The sequence below is a fragment of the Chryseobacterium sp. B21-037 genome (genome assembly GCF_028570785.1).
GTDB classification, from domain to species: Bacteria; Bacteroidota; Bacteroidia; order Flavobacteriales; family Weeksellaceae; genus Chryseobacterium; species Chryseobacterium proteolyticum.
On the sequence record NZ_JALGCB010000001.1, the window covers coordinates 2,746,919 to 2,770,252 of the forward strand.

The following is a 23,334-nucleotide window of genomic DNA, read 5'->3' on the forward strand; positions in this document are numbered from 1 at the left end:
CCATTACAGAAGACTTAAAAAAATAAACTTCTTATGTTAAAACAATTTATAGAAAGACCAGTGCTCTCTACGGTCATCTCCATAATATTACTATTACTGGGAATACTGTCGGTTTTCAATCTTCCGATTACATTATTTCCGGATATCGCGCCTCCTACCGTTCAGGTAACGGCCTTTTATCCGGGTGCCAATGCGGAAGTGGTAGCACGTTCTGTCGCTGTCCCTATTGAGGAAGCGGTGAACGGGGTTGAAAATATGACCTACATGACTTCCAATTCAAGTAACGACGGATCGATGACTTTGAGCGTTTATTTCAAACAGGGCTCAGATCCTGACAATGCTGCGGTAAACGTTCAGAACAGGGTATCAAAGGCAATGAGCCAGCTTCCTCAGGAAGTGGTTCAGGCCGGAATATCAACTCAGAAAGTACAGAACAGTATGATCATGTTTATGGGATTATCCAGTGATGATCCGAAACAATATGACGAACTGTTTTTACAAAACTACCTTAAGATCAATGTAATTCCGCAGATACAACGTATTCCGGGGGTTGCACAGGCACAGGTATTTGGTACACAGGATTATTCCATGCGTATATGGCTGAAACCGGATCGTCTGGCAGCTAATAATTTATCTCCGCAAGAGGTAATGACAGCTATTAAAGATCACAACCTTGAAGCTGCTCCGGGACGTCTTGGCCAGGGAAGTAAGGAAACTTACGAATATATCCTTAAATATAAAGGAAAACTGAACAAGAATGCGGATTATGAAAACATAGCTATTAAGGCAAATGATGATGGTTCCTTCCTGAGATTAAAAGATGTTGCAAGAGTAGAATTCGGCTCTTATACATATACAGCAACCAACAGGGTGGACGGAAAACCTGTAGCAGGTTTCGCAATTTTGCAGACTGCAGGTTCTAACGCGAATGAGATTCTTACTGAAATTGAAAAGCAGGTAGACGAGCTTAAAACTACACTGCCGAAAGGAGTCAATCCAATTATTATGTATAATTCCAAAGACTTCCTGGATGCTTCTATTGATCAGGTGGTGGAAACATTAGTGATTGCGTTTATCCTTGTATTTATCGTAGTTTATATCTTCCTTCAGGATTTCAGATCTACGTTAATCCCGGCGATTGCGGTTCCGGTAGCTATTATTGGTACCTTCTTCTTCCTGCAGTTATTCGGATTCAGTATTAACATGCTTACTCTGTTTGCCTTAATTCTTGCGATTGGTATTGTGGTGGATGATGCCATTGTGGTGGTAGAAGCAGTCCATTCCAAGATGGAACATACAGGAATGCCTGTGGAAAACGCAACGGTAAACTCGATGAGTGAAATTTCAGGAGCGATCATTTCCATTACTTTAGTAATGTGTGCTGTATTTATTCCTGTTGGTTTCATGCAGGGACCTGCTGGGGTCTTCTACAGACAGTTCGCTTTCACTTTGGTAATTGCGATCCTTATTTCAGCTGTAAATGCATTAACATTAAGTCCTGCTTTATGTGCTCTTTTCTTAAAAGATCCACAGGATGGAGAGCATGGTCATGAGAAAAAAGGATTTGGTGCAAAATTCTTCAATGCATTCAATACCAGCTTCAATAACATGACTCAAAAATATATCTATAGCCTTAAATTTTTAATTAAAAATAAATGGGTAGCTGTAGGTGGATTAGCCGTATTAATTGCAGCAAGTGTTATCTTAATTAAAAAGGCACCGTCAGGATTTATTCCAACAGAAGACCAAGGTTTTGTTTTATATGCGGTAAACACTCCTCCGGGAAGTTCATTGGACAGAACCCAACGTGCAACAAAACAAATTGATAAAATCGTAAACGGAGAAAAAGCAACCAACCACTTATGGGTAGCGGATGGAGTAAACTTTATCAGTAATGCGAATGCTTCTCCTTACTCTGCCGGATTTATCAAATTAAAAGATATTGACAAAAGAGGTGATGTAAAAGATCCGGATCAGATTGCTGCCGGGTTAACGGGAAAAGTGAGCCAGGTAAAAGATGCTAGCGCATTCTTCTTTAACTTCCCTACAATTCAAGGTTTCGGTAACGTAAGTGGATTTGAGTTTATGTTACAGGATAAAACCAACGGATCTTTTGAACAGTTGGGAGCTAATACCCAGGCGTTCATTGGTGAGCTGATGAAACGTAAAGAAATTGCATTTGCCTTCACCACTTATGCTGCAGGAAATCCACAATACACTATAGAAGTGGATGCGGATAAAGCAAACCAGCTGGGTGTATCTGTTACGGATCTGATGCAGACCATGCAGATTTATTTCGGTAGTAGCTTCGTTTCGGATTTCAACAGATTCGGTAAGTACTACAGAGTAATGGCACAGGCTGATATTCCTTATCGTACAGACATCAATTCTTTAGAGGGAATTTATGTTAAAAACAAACAGGGAGAAATGGTTCCTACCAAAACATTAGTAACCTTGAAAAGGACTTTCGGACCGGAAACCGTAACAAGAAATAACTTATTCAATGCGGTAACCATTAACGGAACTCCAAAACCAGGATACAGTACCGGTGACGCGATTAAAGCTGTGGAAGAAGTCGCTAAACAGTCTCTTCCGCGTGGATATGGATATGAATGGACAGGTATTACCCGTGAAGAGATCAAAACCAGCGGACAAACTGCTTTCATCTTCATGTTGAGTATTTTATTTGTTTACTTCCTATTGGCAGCACAGTATGAAAGCTATATTCTTCCTTTTGCGATTATCCTTACCGTTCCGACGGGGATATTCGGAGTGTTTGCCTTCACAGGGTTAGCGGGAATAGATAATAACATTTATGTACAGGTGGGACTGATCATGCTCGTGGGATTACTGGCGAAAAATGCGATTCTTATTGTAGAATTTGCTGTTCAGAGGAGAAAAGCGGGAAAAACATTGATCGAGTCGGCTCTTCAGGCTTCAAGATTACGTTTAAGACCTATCTTAATGACCTCATTTGCCTTTATCATTGGTATGCTTCCATTGGTTTGGACACAGGGAGCTTCCGCAAAGGGTAACCACTCTATCGGTATCAGTACTGTGGGGGGAATGCTAACCGGAGTAATTTTCGGGATCTTCATTATCCCTGTGATGTATGTGATTTTCCAATATCTGCATGAAAAAATGCCAAGCAGAAAAAAACGCAGACTTCAAAAACAAAATCAGGCTTTAGCGCCAGGTCATTAAGGTCCACTTAAAAGAAAAACAATGAAATTAATAAAGAATATTTTTCTAACTTTTATATTGGCTGTAATAGCGGTTTCGTGTGTGACTAAGGTCGCTTACACGGAACCGGACTTACAGCTTCCGGAAGACTTTCGCTTTACGGCAACGGCTGATACAGCCAGTGTAGCGAATTTACAATGGAAAGATTTTTTTAAAGATCCTATTTTACAGGGATTAATAGAAAAAGGAATTGCAAATAACCTTGATCTGCAAATTGCTTTAAAACAAGTTGCATCATCACAGGAAAAATTATTACAGGCTAAATACCTTCAATATCCGGATATAGGTTTTGCTGTCTCAGGACAGATTTCAAGGCCATCAAAAAACAGCATGAACGGGCAAAGTCTTAATCTTTTTATAGGAAAAAATCATGTAGAGGATTATAACGCAGCATTCAACCTTTCATGGGAAGCAGATATCTGGGGTAAAATAAAAAATCAGCAGGAAGTTTCAAGAATGCAGTATCTGCAAACTTATGAAGCGACCAAAGCAATCCAGACCCAGGTTGTTGCAGCTATTGCTCAGGGGTATTATAACCTGCTTATGCTGGATAAGCAGCTGACTATTGCACAATCTAACCTGGAACTAAGCACCAATACATTATCAATCACTGAAAAAATGTGGGAAAGTGGAGACACTACATCTCTTGGAGTTCAGCAGGCTACCGCTCAGAAGCAGTCTACAGAGCTTTTAATTTCTCAATTGCAGCAAAATATTGCAATCCAGGAAAATGCATTGAGCATATTGGTCGGTGAAGCTCCCAATAAAGTCAACAGAGGGATCGAAATGTCTGATACATCTTTGTCTCAGGATCTTTCCACAGGACTTCCGGCAAAAATGGTAAGCCGTCGCCCTGATGTACGCCAGCAGGAATTGGTATTACTGGAGTCCAACGCCATGGTAGGAATTGCACAAGCTAACATGTATCCTTCATTAAAGATTACAGCAAACGGCGGAATCAATTCTTTTAAATTTGACAATTGGTTCCAGATTCCGGCTTCATTATTCGGATCCGTTTTGGGAGGAATTACACAGCCGATCTTTCAAAAAAGACAGTTGAAAACCGATCTTGCGGTTGCAAAAATTCAGAGGGAGAAAAATGTACTGGCATTCCGTCAGTCTGTTTTAAATGCAATGGGAGAAGTTTCCGATGCGTTGGTTTCCAATGAAAATTTAAAAGTTCAGGAACAAAAAGCAACTGAGCAGGTAACTACATTAAAAGATGGTATTAAAAGTGCTCAAATGCTTTATAAAGGAGGTTTAGCTAATTATCTTGAAGTGATTACGGCGCAAGCCAACTCTCTTCAGGCAGAATTAAACCTGGCATCTGTAAAAAGACAAAGATTAAGCAGTATTGTTGATCTGTACAGAGCCTTAGGTGGAGGATGGAAGTAGTCAATTAAATTTAATATTGTTGATAGTGCGGTCTTTAGGGATCGCACTTTTTTTTAATCTTTAGGCGAAAAAAAATTCTGTAGGTATGGTTTTCTAAACAAAATCAAAGAGACGTTTCTTAATCTTAAAACATAGTTAAACTAAATTTACTTTTTAAGTTTAACAAGTACTAAAGACTAAAAAGAATTATTGTAAAGCTTTCCGATTAATATATTCAATCAGGTTATTGAAATCATTTTGTGAATACCCTACCTGCAAATAATGAATATCATCCGCTTTCCGATACCAGGTCAATTGGCGTTTCGCATATCTCCGGCTATTTTTCTTAATTTCTTCAACAGCAAAATCAAGACTCCAGGTTCCTTCAAAATATGTAAATAATTCTGCATAACCAACAGTATTCAAAGCAGTAAGATGTTTAAATTCTTCAAGCCCTTTAGCTTCATCCAGCAAACCTTTCTCCATCATGATATCCACTCTCCTGTTGATTCTTTGATATAATTCTTCCCTGGGAGCTTCAATTCCCACCCTGATTACATTAAAATCACGGGAATCCTGAGAAACAGATATCAGTTCCGAATACTTTCTGCCAGTTTGCCAGATGATATCAATGGCTCTTAAGAGTCTTCTATGATTATGAATATCAACAACTGAATAGTATTCCGGATCAAGTTCTTTTAAAATTTCCTGTAGTTTTTCAATGCCCTCAGTCTCAAAAATATCCTGTAATTTTTGTTGATTTTCTGGATTGGCCTCAGGAAGGTCGTTCAGTCCTTCGATGACCGCTTTTTCATACATCATGCTTCCTCCGACAAGGATCACGGTATTGTATTTCTTAAAAAGTTCGTTTAGTTTTTGTAAGGCGTCTTCTTCATATTGCCCGATAGAGTAATATTCTTTGACCGAAAGATTTCCAATAAAATGATGAGGAGCTTCGGCAAGTTCCTCTGCTGATGGAGAGGCGGTACCTATTTTCATTTCCGCAAAAAACTGGCGTGAGTCACAGGAAATGATTTCCGTATTGAAATGCTTAGCCAGATCAATTGCCAGTCTTGTTTTTCCAATTCCGGTGGGTCCCACTACTGAAATCAAATTTTTCATCAGTTCACTTTCATTTTTTATCGTCAGATGGAATCTTTATAGATTTCACAGTGCTAATTTAAATGTTTATCTTTGTACGACAATAAAAAACTATGATTTTATCAATGACTGGCTTCGGTAGAGCCGAAGATGTTTTTGAAGGAAAAAAAATATGCGTAGATATTAAATCACTGAACAGCAAGAGCTTTGATTTAAATATCAAAATACCGTTGCGCTATAAAGAAAAAGAATTCGAAATCAGAAAAATCCTTAACGACAGAATTATCCGTGGAAAAGTAGATTGCTACATCTCTGTGGAAAATCTTGAAGAAACCAACGATGTAAAGATTAATAAAAATCTTATTGACTCTTACATCAATGAACTTCGTGCTATCGCCTCAGACGGGCCGGATTTCGAATATCTTAAAATGGCAGTAAGACTTCCTGATGCCATCACTTCCAGACCCGACGAACTAACAGAAGGTGAATGGGAAAATTTAGCTGCTATTGTCAACAGTTCAATTGACAGATTTGAAGAATTCAGAAAAGCAGAAGGAAAAACCTTACACCTTGAACTTGAAAAGAATATTCAGAATATCGACAAATATTTATCTGAAGTTGTTCCTTACGAAGAAGTAAGAATCAACAGTGTAAAGGAGCGTTATCAAAAGTCCCTGAAAGAGTTTGAAAATGTAGATGAAACACGTTTCTATCAGGAAATGGCATATTTCACGGAAAAACTTGATATTTCTGAGGAAAAGGTGAGACTTTCCCAACATTTAAAATATTACAAAGAGGTAATGGATAATGAAGATTTCAATGGGAAGAAATTAGGTTTCATTTCTCAGGAGATCGGAAGGGAAATCAATACATTAGGTTCAAAAGCCAACCATGCTGAAATTCAGAAGCTGGTTGTGATGATGAAGGATGATCTGGAGAAGATTAAAGAACAAACGTTAAATGTATTATAAAATAGTTGACAATTGATAGTTAACAGTTGAAAGTAACCTATTAACTATCAACCAGCAACTGACAACTATATGGAAAAAGTGATCATATTTTCAGCACCTTCCGGGAGCGGGAAAACAACATTGGTAAAACATTCATTATCCGTATTTCCGGAGCTTAAATTCTCCATCTCCTGTACAACAAGACAGCCGAGAGGAGGTGAAGTACATGCTGTAGATTATCATTTTCTGACACCTGATGAATTCAGACAGAAAATCAGTGAAGAAGCTTTTGTAGAATATGAAGAAGTATATACAGACAAATATTATGGTACTTTAAAATCTGAAGTAGAAAACATCTGGAAGCAAGGTAAAGTAGTTATTTTTGATGTCGATGTTAAAGGAGGGATTTCCCTAAAAAAATATTTTGGAGAAAAAGCATTATCTATATTTATTGAACCTCCTTCCATTGAAGAATTGGAACGAAGATTGATCTCGAGAGATACAGATGATGCAGAAACCATTAAAACCCGTGTAGAAAAGGCAGAAGAGGAAATGACCTACGCCGGAGAATTTGATAAAATTGTCGTCAATACGGATCTGGATCAAGCAAAAAAAGAAATAGAAAGTTTAATAAAAAGTTTTATCAGCAACTAATCGCTGGAAGATCAAAGTAAGAAATGAGCACTAATGCCCAAAATCACACTTCTGATTTCTAACCTCTAGCTTCTGGTAATTAAAAAAATTGAGGTTGATATGAGTACCGAAACATTAGAAAAAGCTAAATCTGCAATTCCTGTAAGGGGTTTTTTAGATATTAAAGATATAGCGATTCCTCAGGGAGAAGAGCTCGTGAAAGCTATTCTTAAGCTTAAAGAAGAGAAAAATGCGGTTATCTTAGCGCATTATTACCAACCGGGAGAAATTCAGGATATCGCAGATTTCCTGGGAGACTCTTTGCAGCTGGCAAGACAGGCTAAAGAAACCAATGCAGATATGATTGTATTCTGCGGTGTCCATTTTATGGCAGAGGCAGCTAAGATCCTTAACCCTACAAAAAAAGTTGTTCTTCCTGATACAATGGCCGGATGTTCATTGGCTGACGGGTGTAGTGGTGAAGGATTGAGAAAAATGCGCGAACAGCATCCAAATGCTTTGATCGCAACTTATATCAACTGTAATGCAGAAACGAAAGCAGAAAGTGATATTATTGTAACCAGCTCCAATGCGGAAACGGTGATCGAGGCCTTACCTAAAGACCGACCTATCATTTTTGCACCAGATAAAAATCTTGGAAGATATCTTTCTAAAAAAACAGGCCGCGATATGATCCTTTGGGATGGAAGTTGTATAGTTCACGAAGCCTTTTCAATGGAAAGAATTGCTCAGCAATTGGCCGATAATCCGGATGCAAAACTAATTGCACATCCTGAAAGTGAAGAAGCTGTTTTAAAATTAGCCCACTTTATAGGTTCTACTTCTGCGTTATTAAACTATGTAGAAAAAGACGACTGCCAGAAATTCATTATCGCTACAGAAGAAGGTATTCTGCACGAAATGAAAAAACGTGCTCCTCATAAGGAACTGATTCCGGCATTGGTTTTCGATGAAAGCTGCAACTGTTCAGAATGTTTCTATATGAAACGAAACACTATGGAAAAGCTCTATTTGTGTATGAAATATGAACTTCCGGAAATTCTTATCGACGAAGAACTTCGTTTGAAGGCCTTAAAGCCAATTGAAGCCATGCTTGATCTTTCAAAAAGCATCAAATAAATAAAAAGCACTGTTATCACAGTGCTTTTTTTGATTTATTTTTATTCGAAACAATAAGTGTTTACCTCTGGATTAACATTGGGGAAGTTCTATTAATCTCGCTTTACAGCATTCCGGCATTGCATTGAATACAGCACATGATTCCGGATCCGGACCAAACGGACCTCTCTATTCAATCAAAAAGCAAACAAAATAAAAAGGTTACTCATTTAGAATAACCTTTTCTTACGCTACATTGTAATTGGTCCGGCGCATGCAGGACTCAGAAACGCCTCATTCTTACAACACTGTGATAACAATTGATAGGCAGCACAGGAATGGGCAACTCCTGACCCCGGTGGACCGTAAGTATTTCCCGCCGGACAGCCACCAGGGCAAGATCCTCCGTTAATCATTTTTAATTTTACTCGTGATAATTTTTTCATAATGAATATTTTAATCAATTTAAATTCTAAAAGTCAGATCATCACACCATGGGTGGGTAACAGGTTCCTCCAGGGGTGCGCCAGCAACCCCAGCCTCCTTGTCTGAAACACACATATGCTGCTCCGCCACAAGTATCAATCTGAAATTGGGTAAATCCACCATTCACTTTTTTTTGCTCTTCTCTGGAGAGCTTCTTTAACTTTTCCATACACTCAAGTTTTGTTATTTGTATTCGGATTAAATTTTTGATATAAAAGTGAGAATCATAAAATCCAAAACAAAGCAGTATTTAATATCTGTACAGGATCAATAAGTAAGTGTAGAGATTTTTATTGTTTTCGTGATTTCCCAATGACCGTACATATAAAAGCAATCATTCTAACAGTCTAAAGGTGGTCATAAAAAAGAAATGCAAAATCGTATTTAGCTATGTCTATCAAAGGATTACAATACATCTGCTAAAATTTGAGTCAAAAAAAATTACATTAAATTGGATTAAAAATTTTTATTCTCCAAAATAACTTCTACATTTGTTACTTCAAAGATGCAATCAGTACAAAACATATCTGTAACTATTTATCCGGAGTTCTCTACTTCGGTTGCATCATCCATTATTATTTCTACTACAACTACAACCCCATAACGGGGTAGATTTTCACATATTATTTCAGGTACCTCGTACTCTTTTTTTAAAGAGTAACATTTTCAATTTTTCCCAACCTTAAAAATATACAATGAAAGTCTTAAAATTCGGCGGAACTTCTGTTGCCCATGCACAGGCAGTTCTGCAAGTCGAAAAAATTATAAAAAAAGAATCTTCCGCTAAGCAAATTGTCGTTGTAGTTTCAGCATTACATGGAGTAACAGATTTATTGATCAGGGCAGCAGAGCAAGCTTCCGAGGCTAATGAAAGTTACCCTCATCATCTTAAAATCCTTGAAGAAAAACATCTAAACCTTGTAAAAGACCTTCTTCCCATTTCAGCACAAAGTGCATGGCTAAGTTTTGTAAAAAAGCACTTTAATGATATTGAAGATATTTGTAACGGGATATTCACCTTGGGAGAATTTACCCCCAGAATTAAAGATAAGATCGCTTCTTATGGCGAGTTCCTCTCTTCAAATATCATTACGGCTAGGTTTGAATCTGCCGGGCTGGACGCCGTATGGATGAATTCAGCTGATTATATCAGAACAAATACCCATTATACCCGGGCAAAAGTTGATTTTAATGTGAGTAATAATAATCTCAGACATTATTTCGAAACCAATCCAAGGCAGATTTACGTAGCACCAGGCTTTATAGCAAGTGATGAACATGGCAACAGAACAACTCTGGGAAGAGGAGGTTCAGACTACTCCGCTGCAATTATTGCTTCAGCCATTAACGCTGAGGAGCTTCAGATATGGACCGATGTCAGCGGAATGATGACAGCCGATCCCAGGCTTGTATCCCAGGCAAAAGTTATTCCTGAAATAACTTATCAGGAAGCAATGGAATTATCCCATTTCGGAGCAAAAGTACTTTATCCGCCAACCATTCAGCCGGTCATGATAAAGAATATAGATCTTCGTATCAAAAATACTTTTAATGCGGATGCTTCCGGAACTTTAATTTCTCATGATCTGCAGAATACTGATCCGGAACAAATAGCTGTCGGTATTTCCAATATGAATAATATTGCTCTTCTAACTCTTGAAGGAAGCGGAATGGTTGGAATTCCCGGAATCTCTGCCAAGCTTTTCCAGTGTTTAAGCCACGAAAAAATAAACGTTATTCTAATCACCCAAAGTTCTTCTGAGCATTCAATCACCCTTGCAATTGATGAAAAAGAGCTTTTTCACGCGGAAAGCGCAATCAATCTTGCATTTGAAGATGATTTGAAACTTCAGAGAATTGAACCTGTAAAAATTGAAAACAGGCTTTCCATTGTGGCGGTTGTAGGAGAAAATATGAAAAGCAGAAGCGGTGTAAGCGCCAAGATGTTCAGCTGTCTTGGAAATAACGGGATAAACATCAGGGCTATTGCACAGGGTTCTTCGGAAAAAAATATCAGCATCGTAATTGCTGAAAATGACACAAAAAAAGCAGTAAACATTCTGCATGAAGAGTTTTTTGAGTCGGAAATCAAACAGGTACATCTTTACATCTGCGGAACAGGAAATGTAGGCACTAAGCTTATACAGCAGGTGTATGCCCAGAATAAATACCTTAGAGATCATCTATCCCTTAACCTGAGAATCGCCGGTCTTTCCAACAGTCGGAAAATGGTATTTTTGAATGAAGGAATTCCGGAAAATGATTATGTCAACCTGCTTGAAAACGGAGAAAAAGCTTCTGCTCATCAATTTAGCAGGGAGATCGTAACGAGGAATCTTAGAAACTCGGTCTTTGTAGACCTTACAGCCAATGCTGAGATCCCGGAAATTTATGAGAACCTGTTAAAAAAGAGTGTCAACATTGTAGCCTGTAATAAAATAGCAGCCGCATCAGATTTTGAAAATTATAAAAAGCTGAAAAGCCTAGCTAAAAACCACAATTGTAGATTTTTCTTTGAAACCAATGTAGGGGCAGGACTTCCTATTATCGGAACTATAAATGATCTGGTGAGAAGCGGCGACGCTATCACTTCCATTAAGGCCGTGTTAAGCGGTACTTTGAATTTTGTCTTTAATGAGTACGATGGAACCCAATCATTTTCAGAAGTTGTTGCCCGTGCCCAGAAAGAAGGATTTACTGAACCCGACCCGAGACTGGACCTTGCCGGAACTGATGTGGCAAGAAAAATTTTAATACTTGCACGCGAAGCCGGTTTTCCTCTGCAGTTTAATGAAATTGAGAACATTAGTTTTTTACCGGAAGAATGCATGCAGGGTGATGTAGAAAGTTTTTATACCGTGCTTGTAAAATATGAGGATCATTTTAAAAATCTATTTGACCAGGCTAAAAAGGACGGAAAAATTTTAAAATATGTCGCAGAGTTTGACAATGGGAAAGCAAAAGTTGGATTACAGCATATAGCGCCCGACAGTGATTTGTTTCATCTGTATGGAAAAGACAACATTGTTATTTTCAAAACTTTAAGATATTCCGAGCAACCCCTGGTTGTAAAAGGCGCCGGCGCCGGTGCTGAAGTTACAGCAAGTGGTGTTTTTGCAGATATTGTACGTTCCGTTTAAAAAAAAATCTATGAAAAGTATAAAAATTAAAGTCCCGGCAACCGTCGCTAATCTCGTTTGTGGTTTTGATATTCTGGGCATGGCAATCAATGAGCCATATGATGAAATGGAAGTAAGACTATTGGAAACACCAGATATTATTGTCCGCCATACCGATGGCTTCAATCTTCCGGAAGAAGCTTCAAAAAATGTAGCAGGAGTTGTCCTTATGAAAATGCAGGAACATCTTCACCTGAAGAACGGATTTGAAGTCATTATTCATAAACACATCAAGCCCGGCAGCGGCCTCGGTTCCAGTGCTGCCAGTGCTGCAGGTGCCGCTTTTGCGGCAAATATCCTGATAGGAAATATTTTGTCCAGGGAAGAAACAATTCATTTTGCGATGTTTGGAGAAGAGCTCGCTTCCGGAGTACGGCATGCGGACAATATTGCTCCGTGTATTTATGGAGGGATCACCCTTGTGAAATCCTCAGATCCTATTGATATTATTTCCCTGAATACTCCTGGTTTGTTCATTGCCGCTGTGCATCCGCAGGTTGAAGTAAAAACATCTGACGCAAGACAGATCCTTAAAAAAAATATTCAGCTGAAAGATGCCATAACGCAATGGGGAAATATTGCCGGACTCATTGCCGGTATTGAGAAAAATGACCTGTCCCTGATTGGGAGAAGCCTGAATGATGTTATTGTAGAACCGGTTCGAAGCATTTTGATTCCGGAATTTGATACCATTAAAAGAAAAAGCCTGGAAATGGGGGCACTGGGGGGAGGAATTTCAGGATCAGGGCCTTCTGTTTTCATGTTAACGAAAAAGAAAAAAACGGCCGGGGATATTGCCATGATGATGAAATCGGTTTATGATCACATCAACATCAATAGCATGGTGTATGTATCGGATATTAATTCTACCGGGATCATCATAGAAGAACAGAATAACTAAAAAACAGAAAGATGAACTATTACAATTTAAAAGATAAAAAGGAAAAGGTAAGTTTTAAAACCGCTTCAATTAAAGGGCAGGGAAAAGAAAAAGGGCTGTTTTTTCCGGAAAACATTCCGTTGTTCGATACCTATTTTATTCAGAATCTGAACCGGTTTTCAGATGAAGAGATTGCTTTTCAATGCATGAAAGACTTTGTAGATGAGGAAATTCCGGAAAATGAATTGCGACAAATTATTTCGGAAACAATTTCTTTTGACATTCCTTTAAAAAAAATTACGGATAGCATATCCGTACTCGAATTATTCCACGGTCCTACCCTCGCCTTCAAAGATGTAGGAGCAAGGTTTATGAGCCGCTGCTTATCTTACTTCTTAAAAGGAGGACAGAAAAAAGTAACAGTCCTGGTTGCTACATCCGGGGATACCGGAGGGGCTGTTGCCCATGGTTTTTATAATGTGGATGGAATCGATGTGGTTATTTTGTATCCGAAAGAAAGAGTAAGTCCTGTTCAGGAAAAACAATTGACAGCCTTAGGAGGAAACATTACTGCTTTAGAAGTAAATGGAAATTTCGATGACTGCCAGAGCCTTGTAAAACAGGCATTTTCAGATCCGGAAATCAATAATAAATTATTCCTTACTTCAGCCAATTCCATTAATATTGCTAGATGGTTACCTCAACAGATCTATTATCTGCTGGCTTTAAAACAGTGGCAAAAAACTGAAAGAGAAAATCCTGTCATTTGTGTTCCTAGCGGAAATTTCGGAAACATCTGCGCCGGATTGATGACTTACATGAGAGGACTTCCTGCAGACCATTTTATCGCTGCATGTAACGCCAATGATGTAGTGCCCCATTATTTAAAAACACAAATCTTTGAACCTAAAGAAACAGTAGCAACCCTTTCCAATGCAATGGATGTCGGAAATCCCAGTAATTTCATCCGTATTCTTGAAATGTTCCAGCACCAATTTGAAGATCTCAATCATGTTATTTCCGGATATTCCGTAAATGACGAAGAAACTTTAGCAACCATCAGGGAAGTCTGGAAACATCATGCATATCTTCTCGAGCCCCATGGAGCAGTTGCCTATACTTCTTTAGAAAACTATCTGAAGCAAAATCCTGAAAAGAAAGGTTTTATCCTGGAGACAGCTCACCCTGTAAAATTCCCCGATGCTGTGGAAAAAGCCATTGCACAAAAAATTGATATTCCGGAATCATTGGCGGACTTAATGAAAAAGGATAAAAAAACCGTTGAAATTAATTCAGATTTTCAAGAATTAAAACGATTTTTGCTGAACAAAAACTGAATTTTATGAGCAAGATCTTTTTGGAAGATGTGAAAATATATGCGTACCATGGTGTTTTACCTGAAGAAAACATCATCGGTACGTACTACATTTTAAATCTAGAGATCCATACCGATCTCTGGAAAGCTGCAGAATCAGATGATCTGAATGATACCATCAGCTATGCGGATATCAATGATATTATCCTTGAGGAAATGAAAGTTAAATCAAAACTTCTGGAACATGTGGCCGGAAGAATTATTTCAAAAATTAATCAAAACTTTCCTGAGGTTTCTTATATCAAGCTTAAAATCACCAAAACAGCTCCTCCTATGCAGGGAGAAATGAAAGGTGCAAGTATTGAACTGGAAAAAAGTTTTAATCCAAATAATTAAAATCATTAATTTCACTCTCTAAAATTTAAAGAATTGAAATCCATTAAAATTATATTATTACTGCTTTGTATCAATATTTTTGGCCAGGCTAAAGTTGACAACCAACTGGCTGATTATAATTTTCCAAAGATAAAATCCAGCATTACCATGCCGGTTACCATTCCGCTTGCTGAAATTGGTAATATCATCAATTCTTCAGTAAAAGAATTGATTTATCAGGATGATTCCTACACGGATAACAACAATGACCAGTTTAAGGTAAAAGTATGGAAAACCCGGCCTATACGACTTGTAGGGGGAACGAATCAAAACCTTTTAATTGAAGTTCCTCTGAAAATATGGGCAGAGAAAGGGATTGGTACCCTGGGACTTTATACTTACCAGAATACTACATTTGAAACGGTAATGTATTTCAACACCTCCCTTAATTTCAAAAATAACTGGACTATTGTTACCAATACGCAGCCTATGGGATTCAAATGGGTTACCAAACCGGTTCTTAATTATGGAAAAGTACAGATCCCGATTACCGCACTTGTTGAAAAAAGCCTGAAAGAGCAACAACTGAAATTTTGCAAAACAATAGATCAGCAAATGGGTACCCAGCTTAATTTCCAGCAATATGCAGTGATGGCCTGGAATGTTTTCGCGCAGCCTTTTAACATTTCGGAGGAATACAACACATGGCTGAAAGTAACCCCTGTAAATGTAAATATTACTCCATTGAAATTCTATGGAAATCAGATTGATGCCAATATCGGAATTGACATTTACTCCGAAACCTTTACCGGAAGTAAACCGGCATCTTCAGCTCCTATTAAAACGGCAGCTAACTTCAATTTCACCCCTGTACTTGGAGACCAGTTTTCGCTTCAGACAACAGCCAATGTTCCTTTTACCGAAGCGTCTAATATTGCCAGAAAAATGTTCCTAGGAAAAGAATATGATGTTCGCGATTCTAAAGTAAAAATTACCGATATCAGGGTATACGGCATTGAGAACAGAATTATGATCGAAGCTCAGACCGAAGGGTATATAAAAGGAACTGCATTTATTTCGGGCATTCCTGTTTATGATGATGCCAGGAAAAAAATTGTACTGTCCGATACTAAGTTTAAGCTGAAGACAATGAATATCCTCCAAAAAACAGCAAGCCTTCTATTTCAGGGAAAAATCGTAAGAATGATAGAAGAAGAATATGGTATCCCAACACAGGAACTGGTGGATACTTCAAAGAAAAGTATTGAAGAAGCTTTTAATAAAGAATATTATAAAGGGCTAAAGATGAATGGAAGGGTTTTTAATCTGAAGCCAGGCCAGATCCTTCTCGGTACATCAGGAATTACTGCAGTCATTGATACTAACGCTTCTTTAAAACTAATTATCAATGGCATTTAAATAAAAAAACAACACCAAAAACTAAACTATTACCATGAGAAAATACTTACAGATTGTTGACAGACACAGAGCGTCGCAAGGCCTCAGACTTGCGAATTATATTATTGACCTTATTTTCAGTTATATTCTGATCCTTATATTATTAGGTGTATTGGGAATTGCCTATGCATTTATTACAGGAAATACCGTAGAAGAAATAGGTTATAGAATGGAAAATATGAATCCTTTACTGGACCGGCTGATCACCTTATCCGCTTACCTTCTGATGATGTTCTTCACAGAGCTGATCACCCAGGGAAGAAGCTTAGGGAAACTGATCACCGGAACAAAGGTGGTCATGATAGACGGAACCTCTCCCGGTGCAGGTAATTATCTCCTTAGAAATATCATCCGAGGAATCCCTTTCGTAGATCAGTTATCTTTTTTAGCAGATAAAAGTGGATTCCATGATAAATGGAGTGAAACCTGCGTTGTTGTAAAGAAAAATTATGAAGCTGAGTTACAGTTAAAAAGCGATATAAACACGTTGGGAACTAAAGAAAATATCTAAAAAACTTTGATTAAGTCAGAAAAATTTTTATATTTGCACACCTCAAAAATGGTACTTTGGCCGAGCGGCTAGGCAGTGGTCTGCAACACCATCTACAGCGGTTCGAATCCGCTAGGTACCTCAAAGCTTTCCTTTATTTTATTGGAAAGCTTTTTTTATATATCTATGATATTAAATTTCAAATATAATTCACCTTCTTATGATCTCAGTCATAAAAAAAATCAAAAACTACTAGTAAGTTTGTTGTACAATCCTTTAATAATCATCACTTAGTGTCTTTAACTAAAATGGATAATTATTACTTCCTCTTTATGGGGAAGTTTTTATGTGAAACACTTTTTTAGATCTTATAATATTACAGCCCCTGGAGTCTTCCAATTTTTGGAAGGCTCCTTTTTTTGTAGAAAACTAATAATGAACATTTATGATTTAAGTCATAAATAAGCTTGAAGGTTCAGAATATATTTGATTAGAGTTCATCACGATCTCGCAGCCCTATTTTAAACAAATACGTATATTTATTTTTACGTCCTAAACGTCTTTTAAAATTAAAAGACATCTTTGAATAAAAAATCCCCAACCGAAGTTGAGGATAAAAACTAATAACCATGAAAACTCAATTTAAACATGAGTTACATTTTACATTGAAATATCGTGCCAAGAATTTCATTTATTTTATTTTAACTTAATTTTAAGATTTCGCATTAAATAAATATTATTTCTTAACATTAAAAGACCCCTCAAATTGAGGGGGCAAACTTTTACCTTTGTTCAAGGTTACAACATATATGGAACAGTAAAGATACCTGAACCGGAAAATACACATTATGATCAGAATCATAATTACTAATATTACTTAGTTTCAATACATTCCGCTATAGTATTCCTCTTTTGCCAGGAGGTTTTAATTTTAATGGAGAATTTACCTTTAAATATATTTGTAAGCTTGGAGTTATATGATGGTACAGTATCATAAAACAAGACCTCCCGTCATTAATACAAGAGGTCTCAAAAACAATAAAAACTTTTATATCATATCATCATATTACCTGTGTATACAATCATCCAATTCTTAATAAGATCGTTTGACTTTTTGTTTAAGTTTGTCTCATCTTGGCTAAATGCTTATCTAACAAAATTGAAAACTAACGCTCAGAAAAATCAAAAACTCATTTAATAAGAAATAAACAACTGAATACCACACCATTAAAGGTAAGATTTTATTTTTAAATATTTCAACATTTATTGAAATATTTTTCTTTGCTTTGTGACAGTGACTTGAGAAAAAAAATAAGCTCCCATATTTGGGAGCTTATTTTTTACTAATTATTTAATGTATTATTCCTTGATAAATTTCTTTTGGGCTGTACCCTGAGTATCATCAATATCGATAACATATACTCCGTGGATCAGGCTGCTTACATCTATTTTGTTATTTAAGATGATCCCGCTTGTCACAAGCTGACCCGCCGCATTGTATATCTTATAATTAGCTCTTTTGCTAATATTTTTCACATTCAATATTGTATGTACCGGGTTAGGATAAATCAATATTTCCGTTTGGTTGGTTGCATTAGGTACCGGATTTTTAGAGATTCTTACTGTATAATCCTCAACTTCCCCGTTGGCAAATCCTGTACAATTTACAGGGATACCATCTCTCTGCATGGCAACTCTCATTACAACATACTTATAATCTGTCGTACTTATAAACGCATCAGAAGGCACACTGAACGTTCCTGTAATAGGTGTTGTCGTATTAGGTGAAGACACAAGAATTCTCTCATTGATATCAAAGCTTCCGTTCCTGTCAAAATCAATCCATACAGCAATACCTTCATTATATGTATTTCCTGTCCAAGACTTTTCAATGGAAATCTCATTACCTGTAGATCCCTGAATCAGCTGAATAAATTTGGATGTATCAGCTGTAAAGTCTGAATACGTAGTGGCATCTGTACTGCTCTCCATAGTCGGTTTACCGCTTGGTTTTACCGTAACTTTTGAAATATATTCAGATGCTGAGCTTCCGGATTTCATCGGGCAATAGATTACTGTAGGTGTTGTGAAGTAGTAAGGAAGTGTATAAGTTCCCGGTGTACCACTACAAACATTGGCTACTTCCATTTCATATTTTGTTAACTCCAATAATCCTGTGATCACATAATTATTGTTCGTTACTGCAACTGTTGTCCAGCTTGGTATACCCACTTTTCTATATCTTAAGATATAAGTTGCACCAGGGAAAGAATCCCAAACTACAGTAGCGGTAGTAGTTGTAAGATTAGTAATTGTTAATCCTGGAGGAGGTAAATCACATGTTCTTTCAGTTGTGAATACAGCAGGAGAAGACCATCCGTTATAAGTTGTTTCATTATCACACTTATTGGCAATCTGAACCTCGTAAGTTGTATAGACATTCAACCCGCTTAATAAGTACGTATTTGTCGGCGCTAATGGTAAAATAATATCAGCGCTCCATCCTGCATTACCACTTCCTACAATTCTATATCTCATTTTATAAGATGAACTTACCGCAAGTGGCGACCATGTGATCAATGCAGATGTTGTCGTAATGTTACTTGCTGTAACATTCGGAGGTGTCGGGTCACATTTCGTTAAAAATTCATTATGAGAATATGTTCCAGGAATACTGTTACAAACTGCCGCTACTTCTACTTCATATAGTGTAGCCGGTAATAAACCTGCCAGGTTATATGTATTAGTAGTTGCAGGAGCCGCTGCCGCTGCCACACTTACCTGAGTCCATGCACTACTAGAACCTACCGGTCTGTATCTCACAATGTATGAAGCTCCACCGCTATCTTGTGGCCATGTTAATATTGCTGTATTATGTGTAATAGCACTTACAGCTACAGTTGGTGTTGCTGTGCTACAGATTAGTAATTTAATATTATCTACAGCTACAGGAGGCTGATTACCACCACTGCTGTCGTTTCTCCATTCAAATACCAGACGCATTGTTGTTCCTGCAAAGCTGCTGATGTTTAATGTACTGTTAAGATATGACTGCCATGTGGTTTGCTGGTTATAGTTATTTCCTAACTGAATTCTTCCCGCACCTGCAGTAATCTGAGCTCCCGCAACAGGCATAAAAGATGATGGAACTAACCAAACTCTTAGGTAATCATAAGAACTTTCTCCATCTGCTTTCCAGTCAAAAGATAATGTGGCAATCGAAGCTCCGGCCGGTACAAGAATATCACGGTAAGCCTGTACTACACTCGTAGAACTTGTAGAATATTCATTCGTAGTTCCGTTTGTATTGGATATATAAATGGAATTAGCAGGGTTTCCGGTTGCTGAACCATAAGCCCATTTATTGGTTTGAGTTCCGTTGATGAATCCAAAATCATTCGCTCCTGTAAAGTTTTGATTATATGGGATCGTTGCCGGAATCTGCGTAGTACTGAAACTTGGACCCCCAATCCAGAAACTGCTGTCCGTAGGGCTACATACAGACTTCACCCACCAGTAATAAGTGGTATTTGGCGTTAATGTCGTTAAGTTTACAGAAGTCGTAGCACTTGTTCCTGTTGGAGCAGTACCTGCAACAGGCGGAGTATTCGTTGTTGTAAGATAATAAGCATATCCATTGGCAGGTGCCGGCGTCGGACCTGTCCAGCTCAGTACAGCACCTGTTGCAGTTACCCCATTTACAGCCAAAGCTGAAGGTACCACACAAGTAGGAATTGCTAAATTGATATTATCTAAAGCTACAGGAGGCTGAGTACCACCACTGCTATCATTTCTCCATTCGAATACCAAACGCATTGTAGTTCCGGCAAAACTGCTCAGGTCTAAGTTGGTATTAAAATAAGTCTGCCAGGTCGTTTGTTGATTATAATTACCTCCAACCTGGATTCTTCCTCCTCCGGCAGTAATCTGAGTTCCTGCTACAGGCATAAAAGATGCCGGAACCAGCCAGACTCTTAAATAGTCATAAGAACTTTCCCCATCTGCTTTCCAGTCGAAAGACAAAGTCGTTGCAGTAGTTCCTGCCGGGATAATTATATCTCTGTAAGCCTGAACAATACTGGTTGTTCCTGTAGAATAAGTATTATCGGTTCCGTTATTTGATATATAGATGGAATTCGCAGGATTTCCTGTTGCAGAACCATATACCCATTTATTAACCTGGGTTCCATTCGTGAATCCCAGATCATTCCCAGTCGAGAAGTTTTGACTGTATGGAATAGTTGCCGGTATTTGAGTCGTGGTAAAATTATCTCCATTCGCCCAAATACTGCTGTCTGTAGGGCTACATATTGCTTTTACCCACCAATAATAAGTAGTATTAGGAGTTAAAGTTGTTAAGTTCACAGAAGTTGCAGTAGTAGTTCCTGTAGGGGTTGTTCCTGCAACAGGCGGAGTATTTGTAGTCGTAAGGTAATAAGCATATCCGTTCGCAGGTGCAGGCGTAGGTGCTGTCCACGATATCGTTGCAGAATTGGCTGTAATGGCTGAAACCGGCGATACTGTTGGAAGTAAACATGTTGGAATCGACAGATTAATATTATCGATTGCAACAGGTGGCTGGGTTCCTACACTTCCATCATTTCTCCATTCAAACACTAAACGCATAGTACTTCCTGCGAAGCTGCTGATGTTCAAACTTGTATTTAAATACGTTTGCCAGGTTGACTGCTGATTAAACTGTCCCAGCTGAATATTTCCCCCACCAGTGCCAATCTGTGCACCGGCAGTTGGAGTTAATGTAGCCGGAACCAACCAAACTCTTAAATAATCATATGTACTTTCCCCATCTGCTTTCCAATCAAATGCTAAAGTTGCAATTGTAGATCCTGCAGGAATTGTGATATCTCTATAAGCTTGTACAACGCTGGAACTTCCAGTATCATAAGCATTCGCCGTTCCTCCGTTATTTGAAATATAAATGGAATTGGCGGCATTTCCTGTTGCGGAACCATATTCCCATTTATTTGTTTGACTTCCATTAACCAATGTCAGATCATTTGCCGTCGAAAAATCCTGAATATACGGCAGCGTGGCGGGGGCTTGCGCAAGCAAGTTCACGTTGATCAAACAAAGAAGAAGTATTAAAAAAATAGAAAATCTCTTCATAAGTTATCATTATTAATATTAATCCTACAAATCTAAATCGTTTTTTTATAACATTTAGTATATAAATTAATATTTTTTATATGAATGTTATAAATAACAAATATTGAGATAGCGGAAAAAAGTACGGATTAATCACTCTTTACAGAAATGACAACCAACAAAAAAAACGGGAGTTCCCATTTAACTCTACTTTTTTACTAAAAAAATGAATTGTAAAATTCACTGTTGGAAATTATTTTTACTAAAATTAAAAAACAAACGGCCTCCTGAGAGGCCGCAAAAAACACAAATGATGAAAAAAATCTATTTCTAGAGTCGAAATAGAATATCTTAAATATAAAATTTAGCTTTCTATTGCTTTTGATCCGCTCAATTAATGCTGTATCATGTACTCATTAAGCTTATTAAACTTGTAATTATTGAATTTAAACTACAATGTACGATCAAAATTTGTATAAATATAATTTTTAAAAAACCAAAAATACTATTTATTTCTAAAATCCATTAATAAAATACTGTTAAATCCCATTTTAGGAAATGATCACAATACTTTGCCGTACTTAATTTCATCAACAATATTTCAAAAATATACTTATCCTCAAAAGTACTTATTTAATATGAATTTAATCAAAACCCATAATTAAATGAAATGTACATTATAAAAGATTCCTGGTATATCCGAGGGATCTTGATGAATAATATTTTAGAAGATTAAAACTTTTTAATGATTAAAAGCTTTGGATTATGCGGCAATTTTCATGCCTACACATAAAAAATTAACAACCTTCACAATAAATTAACTTTCTTATGATTTTATTATAAACAACCAACCCATAACTAAATGACAATAAAGCACTTACAAATAAAAACTTTTTATTTTCTGAAATTTTTAAAATATATTTTTACTTTTTCTGATTCTTTTCTGATTTTTTAACTTTTGTTAACTAAAATTTGGCTTCATAATTGAAAATACCTAGAAAGCTATCATCTTTTTGATGAGGCAACCTTAGACTAAAAAATTTGAATTATGAAGAATATAGTAATAACAGGTTTATTGTCAGTATTTTTACTGACAGCTTGTAAAAAGGATGATCAGGTGGCGGAAAAGTCACTGGAACAACAGAAAATTGAATTCCAGGCCAAACAACTTGAAATAGAAAAACAAAAGTTGGCGATTGAAAAAGAGAAAATGGCCTATGAATCTCAGAAAAAAGCAGACAGTATTGTGGAATCCAATAAAGCAAAAGCTGTAGCTGCAAGAAATTCTGAACCAAGAGTTATCACAAAAACCCGAACTATATATAGAGACAGAGAATCAGGTTCAAGCAATAGTAATAATGGAAACTACGCAAACAACGGAAGCAATGCTTCTCAGGGAACAACTCAGAAAAGAGGAATGAGTAAGGCTGCTAAGGGAACCATTATCGGTACCGTAGGTGGAGCTGCTGCTGGGGCTATTATCAGTAAAAACAACAGAGGTTTAGGAGCTGTAATTGGTGGTGTTGTAGGTGGTGCAACGGGATATGCGATTGGTAGATCCGGAGACAGAAAGGACGGAAGAGTACAACCTCGTAATTAATAATTATACATAAAAGAATAAAAGA

16 protein-coding genes and 1 tRNA gene are annotated in these 23,334 nt (G+C 37.3%); 13 read left to right on the forward strand and 4 right to left on the reverse strand.

The features are described 5' to 3' along the window. Positions 1-33: 33 nt before the first annotated feature. Both MTQ00_RS12190 and MTQ00_RS12195 read left to right on the forward strand, forming a co-directional pair. A complete protein-coding gene (locus MTQ00_RS12190) occupies positions 34-3,204 on the forward strand; it encodes an efflux RND transporter permease subunit (protein ID WP_273649332.1) in 3,171 nt (1,056 codons plus the stop codon). A 21-nt stretch (positions 3,205-3,225) separates the two neighbouring features. Further along, positions 3,226-4,638, forward strand: coding sequence for an efflux transporter outer membrane subunit (locus tag MTQ00_RS12195; RefSeq protein WP_273649334.1), 1,413 nt, complete (start codon positions 3,226-3,228; stop codon positions 4,636-4,638). 186 nt (positions 4,639-4,824) lie between these two features. Here the strand turns inward: MTQ00_RS12195 and miaA are convergent, their stop codons facing one another. Then, positions 4,825-5,739: a tRNA (adenosine(37)-N6)-dimethylallyltransferase MiaA gene (miaA, locus tag MTQ00_RS12200; RefSeq protein WP_273649336.1), complete on the reverse strand. Its 915-nt coding sequence runs from the start codon at positions 5,737-5,739 to the stop codon at positions 4,825-4,827. Between the two features lie 92 nt (positions 5,740-5,831). Between miaA and MTQ00_RS12205 the strand changes: the two genes are divergently transcribed. The 3 genes from MTQ00_RS12205 (at position 5,832) to nadA (ending at position 8,441) form a co-directional block, all read left to right on the forward strand. Further along, a complete protein-coding gene (locus tag MTQ00_RS12205) occupies positions 5,832-6,689 on the forward strand; it encodes a YicC family protein (protein WP_172280340.1) in 858 nt (285 codons plus the stop codon). 69 nt (positions 6,690-6,758) lie between these two features. Continuing rightward, positions 6,759-7,322 carry a guanylate kinase gene (gene gmk / locus MTQ00_RS12210; protein ID WP_273649339.1) on the forward strand — a complete coding sequence of 188 codons (564 nt, stop codon included), beginning with the start codon at positions 6,759-6,761 and terminating at the stop codon, positions 7,320-7,322. Positions 7,323-7,421: 99 nt separating this feature from the next. After that, positions 7,422-8,441, forward strand: a complete 1,020-nt coding sequence (gene nadA, locus MTQ00_RS12215; RefSeq protein ID WP_172280344.1) for a quinolinate synthase NadA — start codon at positions 7,422-7,424, stop codon at positions 8,439-8,441. A gap of 230 nt (positions 8,442-8,671) precedes the next feature. On the opposite strand, the gene MTQ00_RS12220 is transcribed toward nadA, so the two are convergent. Beyond that, complete coding sequence (locus MTQ00_RS12220; protein ID WP_273649341.1) at positions 8,672-8,866, reverse strand: hypothetical protein; 195 nt, start codon at positions 8,864-8,866, stop codon at positions 8,672-8,674. A gap of 41 nt (positions 8,867-8,907) precedes the next feature. After that, a complete protein-coding gene (locus MTQ00_RS12225; protein ID WP_172280353.1) occupies positions 8,908-9,075 on the reverse strand; it encodes a bacteriocin-like protein in 168 nt (55 codons plus the stop codon). Between the two features lie 526 nt (positions 9,076-9,601). Between MTQ00_RS12225 and thrA the strand changes: the two genes are divergently transcribed. From thrA to MTQ00_RS12260, 7 genes are all read left to right on the forward strand, one after another. Beyond that, positions 9,602-12,046, forward strand: a complete 2,445-nt coding sequence (gene thrA / locus MTQ00_RS12230; RefSeq protein ID WP_273649344.1) for a bifunctional aspartate kinase/homoserine dehydrogenase I — start codon at positions 9,602-9,604, stop codon at positions 12,044-12,046. A 10-nt stretch (positions 12,047-12,056) separates the two neighbouring features. Next, complete coding sequence (locus MTQ00_RS12235) at positions 12,057-12,986, forward strand: homoserine kinase (RefSeq protein ID WP_172280358.1); 930 nt, start codon at positions 12,057-12,059, stop codon at positions 12,984-12,986. An 11-nt stretch (positions 12,987-12,997) separates the two neighbouring features. Beyond that, positions 12,998-14,302: a threonine synthase gene (gene thrC / locus MTQ00_RS12240; RefSeq protein WP_172280360.1), complete on the forward strand. Its 1,305-nt coding sequence runs from the start codon at positions 12,998-13,000 to the stop codon at positions 14,300-14,302. A 5-nt stretch (positions 14,303-14,307) separates the two neighbouring features. After that, positions 14,308-14,676: a dihydroneopterin aldolase gene (folB, locus tag MTQ00_RS12245; RefSeq protein WP_172280361.1), complete on the forward strand. Its 369-nt coding sequence runs from the start codon at positions 14,308-14,310 to the stop codon at positions 14,674-14,676. 33 nt (positions 14,677-14,709) lie between these two features. Continuing rightward, positions 14,710-16,074: a DUF4403 family protein gene (locus MTQ00_RS12250; RefSeq protein ID WP_273649348.1), complete on the forward strand. Its 1,365-nt coding sequence runs from the start codon at positions 14,710-14,712 to the stop codon at positions 16,072-16,074. A gap of 34 nt (positions 16,075-16,108) precedes the next feature. Then, positions 16,109-16,624, forward strand: a complete 516-nt coding sequence (locus MTQ00_RS12255; protein WP_273649350.1) for an RDD family protein — start codon at positions 16,109-16,111, stop codon at positions 16,622-16,624. Positions 16,625-16,674: 50 nt separating this feature from the next. Continuing rightward, positions 16,675-16,745 (forward strand) — tRNA-Cys (locus MTQ00_RS12260). Positions 16,746-17,962: 1,217 nt separating this feature from the next. Here MTQ00_RS12260 and MTQ00_RS12265 read toward each other — a convergent pair. Further along, complete coding sequence (locus MTQ00_RS12265) at positions 17,963-21,730, reverse strand: fibronectin type III domain-containing protein (RefSeq protein ID WP_273649352.1); 3,768 nt, start codon at positions 21,728-21,730, stop codon at positions 17,963-17,965. A 1,027-nt stretch (positions 21,731-22,757) separates the two neighbouring features. On the opposite strand from MTQ00_RS12265, the gene MTQ00_RS12270 reads away from it, so the two are divergent. Then, complete coding sequence (locus MTQ00_RS12270; RefSeq protein WP_172280380.1) at positions 22,758-23,309, forward strand: YMGG-like glycine zipper-containing protein; 552 nt, start codon at positions 22,758-22,760, stop codon at positions 23,307-23,309. The last annotated feature ends 25 nt before the right edge of the window (positions 23,310-23,334 follow it).